Here is a 225-nt window from a genome sequence, read left to right as displayed (position 1 = left end):
TTGGGCTCGCACAACGCCAGGACTGCGGCGTCGCCGGTGCAGGCGAGCATCCGGGTCCAGGCCACGAGGTCAGCGGCGAGCATCACCGCCACCAGCCACGCCTGGTTGAGGGCGAACTCCCGGGAGGGAAGCCGGCCGAGCCCGGTGTCTTTGGCGTGTCGGATCCGGTCCTCCACTCGGGCGTGAGCCCGGTGCCTGGCCTCGAGGAATTGGAGCTGGCCGGTG

Annotated in this window: 1 pseudogene; it reads right to left on the bottom strand. The window is 71.1% G+C overall.

What is annotated here, in order from left to right:
- A pseudogene (locus HMPREF3086_RS02435) lies at positions 1-225 on the bottom strand (IS1380 family transposase); the annotation flags it as partial.

It is taken from the genome of Dietzia sp. HMSC21D01, assembly GCF_001815995.1.
Taxonomy (GTDB): domain Bacteria; phylum Actinomycetota; class Actinomycetes; order Mycobacteriales; family Mycobacteriaceae; genus Dietzia; species Dietzia cinnamea.
The sequence above is the reverse complement of the archived record's forward strand: the minus strand, read 5'-3'. Positions and strand labels throughout refer to the sequence as shown.